Source organism: Porphyromonas sp. CAG:1061, from assembly GCF_000435035.1.
Classification (GTDB): Bacteria; Bacteroidota; Bacteroidia; order Bacteroidales; family Porphyromonadaceae; genus Porphyromonas_A; species Porphyromonas_A somerae.
In genome coordinates, this window is the sequence record NZ_HF988883.1 from 6,292 (window position 1) to 10,903 (window position 4,612).

A 4,612-nucleotide genomic window follows, 5' to 3' on the forward strand; every position below is an offset into this window, starting at 1 on the left:
CGAGCTTGGGGTGAAGACGCTCACGCTATACACCTTTTCGGAGGAGAATTGGAAAAGGCCGCAAGAGGAGGTGGAAACTTTGATGAGGCTACTTGTGACAGCAGTGGGCAACGAACTAGAAGAACTGAAGAGTAATAATATACGTCTAGAGGTACTCGGAAATATGGCGGAGCTCCCTAAAGAGCCTCGTGAAGCATTACAAATGGCGATAGAGGAGACCGCCTCTAATACTGGTTGCCAGGTAGTATTGGCAATTAACTACTCTGGCAGGTCGGAGCTCATACATGCCGCCAAGCAATTAGTCAAAAAGGGATGCACGGAGATTGATGAAAAGCTCTTTTCAGAGAATCTGTACCTACCAACGCTGTCGGATCCAGACCTGCTGATTCGCACTGGTGGGGAGTATCGGATTAGCAACTTCCTACTTTGGCAATTGGCCTATACCGAGCTCTATTTTACCCCCACCTTTTGGCCTGACTTTGGGAAGGAAGAACTATTCAAAGCGATACTTGACTTCCAGCAGAGAGAAAGACGGTTCGGGAAAACAGGCGAGCAGGTAAGTGATAGAAAGATAGAGAGATAAGTATATAATGAGGAAGATGATAATGTGGGGCAAAATAATAGATAAAGCCATGACCATAAAACAACTATACCGACTTGTAGCAGCTGTAACGCTAGGTTGCGTGATGCTACCAAGTCTGCAAGCCCAAGACCACACCGATACACCAGTAGTCTCCTATGCTCGACCTACCAATAAGGTGATAGCAGGAATTGACCTCGTAGGTAATAAAAGCTACGACCGACAAGTGGTGATCAACATCTCTGGGCTCAAGGTGGGGCAAAGGGTTGCCATTCCTGGAGAAGAGATCACCCAAGCGGTGCAAAATTATGTACGCAATGGACTATTTAGCGAAGTAGGTATCTCTGCCTCTAAGATTGAAGGCGACTCGGTATGGCTAACCATCAATATCGCTGAACACCCACGACTCTCTAAGCTACAGATCAATGGCGTAAAGAAGGGCGAAGCAGACGACCTAAAGAAAGGTAAGTTACTCGCTCTACAAGAAGGGGTACAAGCCACTCCTAATATCATCAATCGGGCTGAGATAGAGATTAAGCGCTTCTTTGATGCTAAGGGATTTAGCACGGCAACGGTAGAAAGCCGAACCATCCCCGACCCAGACAAGGAGGGTTTTGTGCAATTGATCTTTGATGTAGAGAAAAACACCAAGACTAAGGTACAGCAGATCCACTTCTACGGCAATGAAATGCTATCGGACAATCAGCTGAGAAAGGCGATGAAGAAGACCAATGAGCGCTTCAACCTTTTCAAGAACTTCATCCCGAGTATCTTGGAGATCTTTAGCCAAAAGAAGTTTGTGCAAGAGGACTACAAAGCGGACCTCAATAATATCATTGACCTCTACCACGCATACGGATATCGTGATGCTGAAATCATCAAAGATAGCATCTACCGTGCCGATGACAAGCGGATCAATATTGATATACATATCAATGAGGGTAAGAGGTACTACATAAAGGACATTAACTTTGTAGGAAATACCAAGTACACAACTGAGGACTTGGCAAGACTTCTAGATATGGAGAAGGGCGACATCTACGATCAGAAGAAGCTCAAAGAGCGTATGACCACTGACGAGGACGCCATCTACAATATCTACTCTAATAACGGCTACCTCTTTGCCAATATGACCCCTATTGAGACGGAGGTGAAGGGCGACTCAGTGAGCCTAGATATCCGCATCCACGAGGGCAAGCCAGCCACTATCAATAAGGTGATCATAAGTGGAAACGACCACGTATATGAGGAGGTAGTAAGGCGTGAGCTTTACACTAAGCCAGGGATGCTTTTCAATCGCGACTATATCATTCGTACCATGGAGCAGATCAATAACATGGGTCACTTCGACCAAGAAAAGATTGCTCCAGAGATTATCCCTAATGAGGATAGCGGTACCGTAGATATAGCGTGGAACCTTGTACCTAAGAGCAATGACCAAGTGGAGCTCTCTATCGGCTGGAGCCAATCGGGATTGATATTGATGGCGGGATTGAAGTTCAGCAACTTCTCAATGCGTAACCTCTTCAACCCCTCCTCCTACAAAGGCTTTCTCCCAAGAGGCGACGGACAAACCCTTGCTCTAAGAGCTCAGACCAATGCTAGATACTATCAGAGCTATAGCATACAGTTTATGGACCCATGGTTTGGTCGTAAGCGTCCGAATATGCTAAGCATCTCCGCCTCCTACAGTAGGCAGACAGATATCAACCGTCGCTATTTCAACAACCAAATGTCTACCCTTCAGCAATATAACCCATACGGCTATGGAGGTTATGGATATGGCTATGGCGGTTACCCCGGCTACGGCTATGGTGGTTACGGTGGGTATGGTGGCTATGGCTACGGAGGATATGGTGGCTACGGCGGTTATCCAGGTTATGGCTATGGGTACGGCATGATGCAGGAGCAGTATCAAGCACTGTACGAGAGTGCTTATGACCCTGATAAGACACTGGATATGCTAGGCCTGAGCGTTGCTTATGGTAAGCGACTTACCTGGCCCGATGACCGCTTCCAGTTCCAAGCTGGTATCAACTACACTATGTACCGTATGAAGAATTGGAGCTCTATCTACTACAACTTTGGGATGAGTAATGGTACAGCTAATGATATCAACCTTAGCCTTACCCTATCTCGTAGCTCTATCGACAACCCAATCTACACCAGGATGGGCTCCGACTTTACCCTCAACCTCACCTCTACACTTCCCTACTCTCTCTTTGATGGGAAAGACTACTCCGATCCTAAGCTTTCCGACGCAGATCGCAATAGGTTTATTGAGTACTACAAAATCAAAGGAAAGGGTCAGGTGTACATACCACTTCTGGATCCTTCGGTCAACAAACGCACACCAGTGCTGATGTTTAGTGCCGAGTCGGGTATCATCGGTAGCTACAACGCCAATAAGCGCTCACCATTTGGTACCTACTATATGGGAGGTGACGGTATGAGCGGATATTATACTGGCTATCTCAATGAAATGGTAGGTCTTCGTGGTTACAAGAATGGTAGTATCGCTGGAGGTAGCGGCAGGGGAGCCTATGCTTATAGCAAGTTCTTTATGGAGCTACGCTACCCAGTAGTTTCAGAAAATAGCACCATGATTTGGATCCACACCTTCGCCGAAGCTGGTAATGCGTGGGAGAGAATTCAGGATATGAATCCATTCCAACTTAAACGCTCGGCCGGAATTGGCGTCAGATTTATGCTACCAATGGTAGGATTGATGGGAATCGACTGGGGTTATGGATTTGATAGGCCCGATGGCAGTGGCACAAAGGGAGGGAGCAATATCCACTTTATCCTAGGTCAGCAGTTCTAATCAACTACCAGTAAGTAGTCAATATATTATTCACCATTAGACGAAAGGATTGAATATGAAAAAGAACCTCATAAGACTGATTACCGCCCTAGCAGTGATGGCACTAGCCTTCACAGGAGCAAAAGCACAAGATGCTTCGGCACGCAACTACGCTCTTATAGATATGCAGTATCTCACGGAGCAGATACCACAATACAAGTCGGGCACCGAGGAGATAGAGAAAAAGGCAAAGGAGTGGAACAAAGAGATCAACCAACTCAATGAGCAAGCTAAGCAACTCTATGTCAAATACCAGAAAGACTACGACAAGATGACAGCCGACGACCGTGTAAAGCGTGAGAATGCCATCGTGCAAGTAGAGGAAAAAGCTGCAGAGCTACAGAATAAATACTTCGGCAGAAACGGTGAAGCAATGAAGCTACAAGAGAAGCTCATCAAGCCTATCCAAGACAACATCTACCAAGCGGTTAAACTCATCTCAGAGCGTCGTGGTTACCAGATTGTCTTTGATCGCGCTAGCTCAGTAGGTAGCATCATCTACGCCGATCCTAAAGCCGATATTAGTAATGATGTACTCACCGTACTCGGATACTCAGAATAAATAGGTACATTTGCCAAGAACATAATAAGAGAATATACTAACCCTTATAGAATAAGAATTAGAGATGAAGAAAATTTTAATGACTCTAGTAGCCCTAGTGGCTCTACCACTTGCTATGCTAGCTCAAGAGCAGAAGATAGCAATTGTCGACGTGACCTCGATCATTACACAAATGCCAGAGACAAAGGCAATGCAGACTGAGCTAGACAATCTACTCAAGAAGTACGAGGATACTCACGTAGCAATGCAAGAGGAGTTCCAAAAGAAGTACGAATCTTATGCTGCAGAGCGTGAAGGTTTGCTAGAGACAATCCGCACCCGTCGTGAGCAAGAGCTTCAAGACCTTGCTAAGCGTATTGAGGATCTTCAGCAAGTAGCACAGCAAGACTACCAAAAGAAGCAAGTTGAGCTACTCACTCCTATCCAGAAAAAGGTGCAAGAGGCCATCGCAGCAGTAGGTAATGAAAATAACTACACCTACATCGTCGATGCATCCACAGTGATATTTATGAATAATAGCACAGCCATTGATGCTACTGCCAAGGTAAGAGCAAAGCTAGGGCTATAAACCATTGAAGCATACATAGATAGAGGCTACTCACTACAG

4 protein-coding genes are annotated in these 4,612 nt (G+C 45.8%); all 4 read left to right on the forward strand.

What is annotated here, in order from left to right; translation table 11 throughout:
• Positions 1-583 (forward strand): polyprenyl diphosphate synthase (gene uppS, locus QVO39_RS02405; protein WP_288171613.1); only part of this gene is annotated, 583 nt, incomplete at its 5' end.
• 7 nt (positions 584-590) lie between these two features.
• Complete coding sequence (bamA, locus tag QVO39_RS02410; RefSeq protein WP_021902864.1) at positions 591-3,404, forward strand: outer membrane protein assembly factor BamA; 2,814 nt, start codon at positions 591-593, stop codon at positions 3,402-3,404.
• A 55-nt stretch (positions 3,405-3,459) separates the two neighbouring features.
• Positions 3,460-4,005, forward strand: a complete 546-nt coding sequence (locus tag QVO39_RS02415) for an OmpH/Skp family outer membrane protein (RefSeq protein ID WP_021902865.1) — start codon at positions 3,460-3,462, stop codon at positions 4,003-4,005.
• Positions 4,006-4,069: 64 nt separating this feature from the next.
• Positions 4,070-4,573 carry an OmpH/Skp family outer membrane protein gene (locus QVO39_RS02420; protein WP_021902866.1) on the forward strand — a complete coding sequence of 168 codons (504 nt, stop codon included), beginning with the start codon at positions 4,070-4,072 and terminating at the stop codon, positions 4,571-4,573.
• Positions 4,574-4,612: the final 39 nt, after the last annotated feature.

Excerpts from the sequence above, each read along its gene's own strand:
- bamA (WP_021902864.1), top strand. The coding sequence starts at position 591 with ATGAGGAAGATGATAATGTGGGGCAAAATAATAGATAAAGCCATGACC.
- QVO39_RS02415 (WP_021902865.1), top strand. The coding sequence starts at position 3,460 with ATGAAAAAGAACCTCATAAGACTGATTACCGCCCTAGCAGTGATGGCA.
- QVO39_RS02420 (WP_021902866.1), top strand. The coding sequence starts at position 4,070 with ATGAAGAAAATTTTAATGACTCTAGTAGCCCTAGTGGCTCTACCACTT.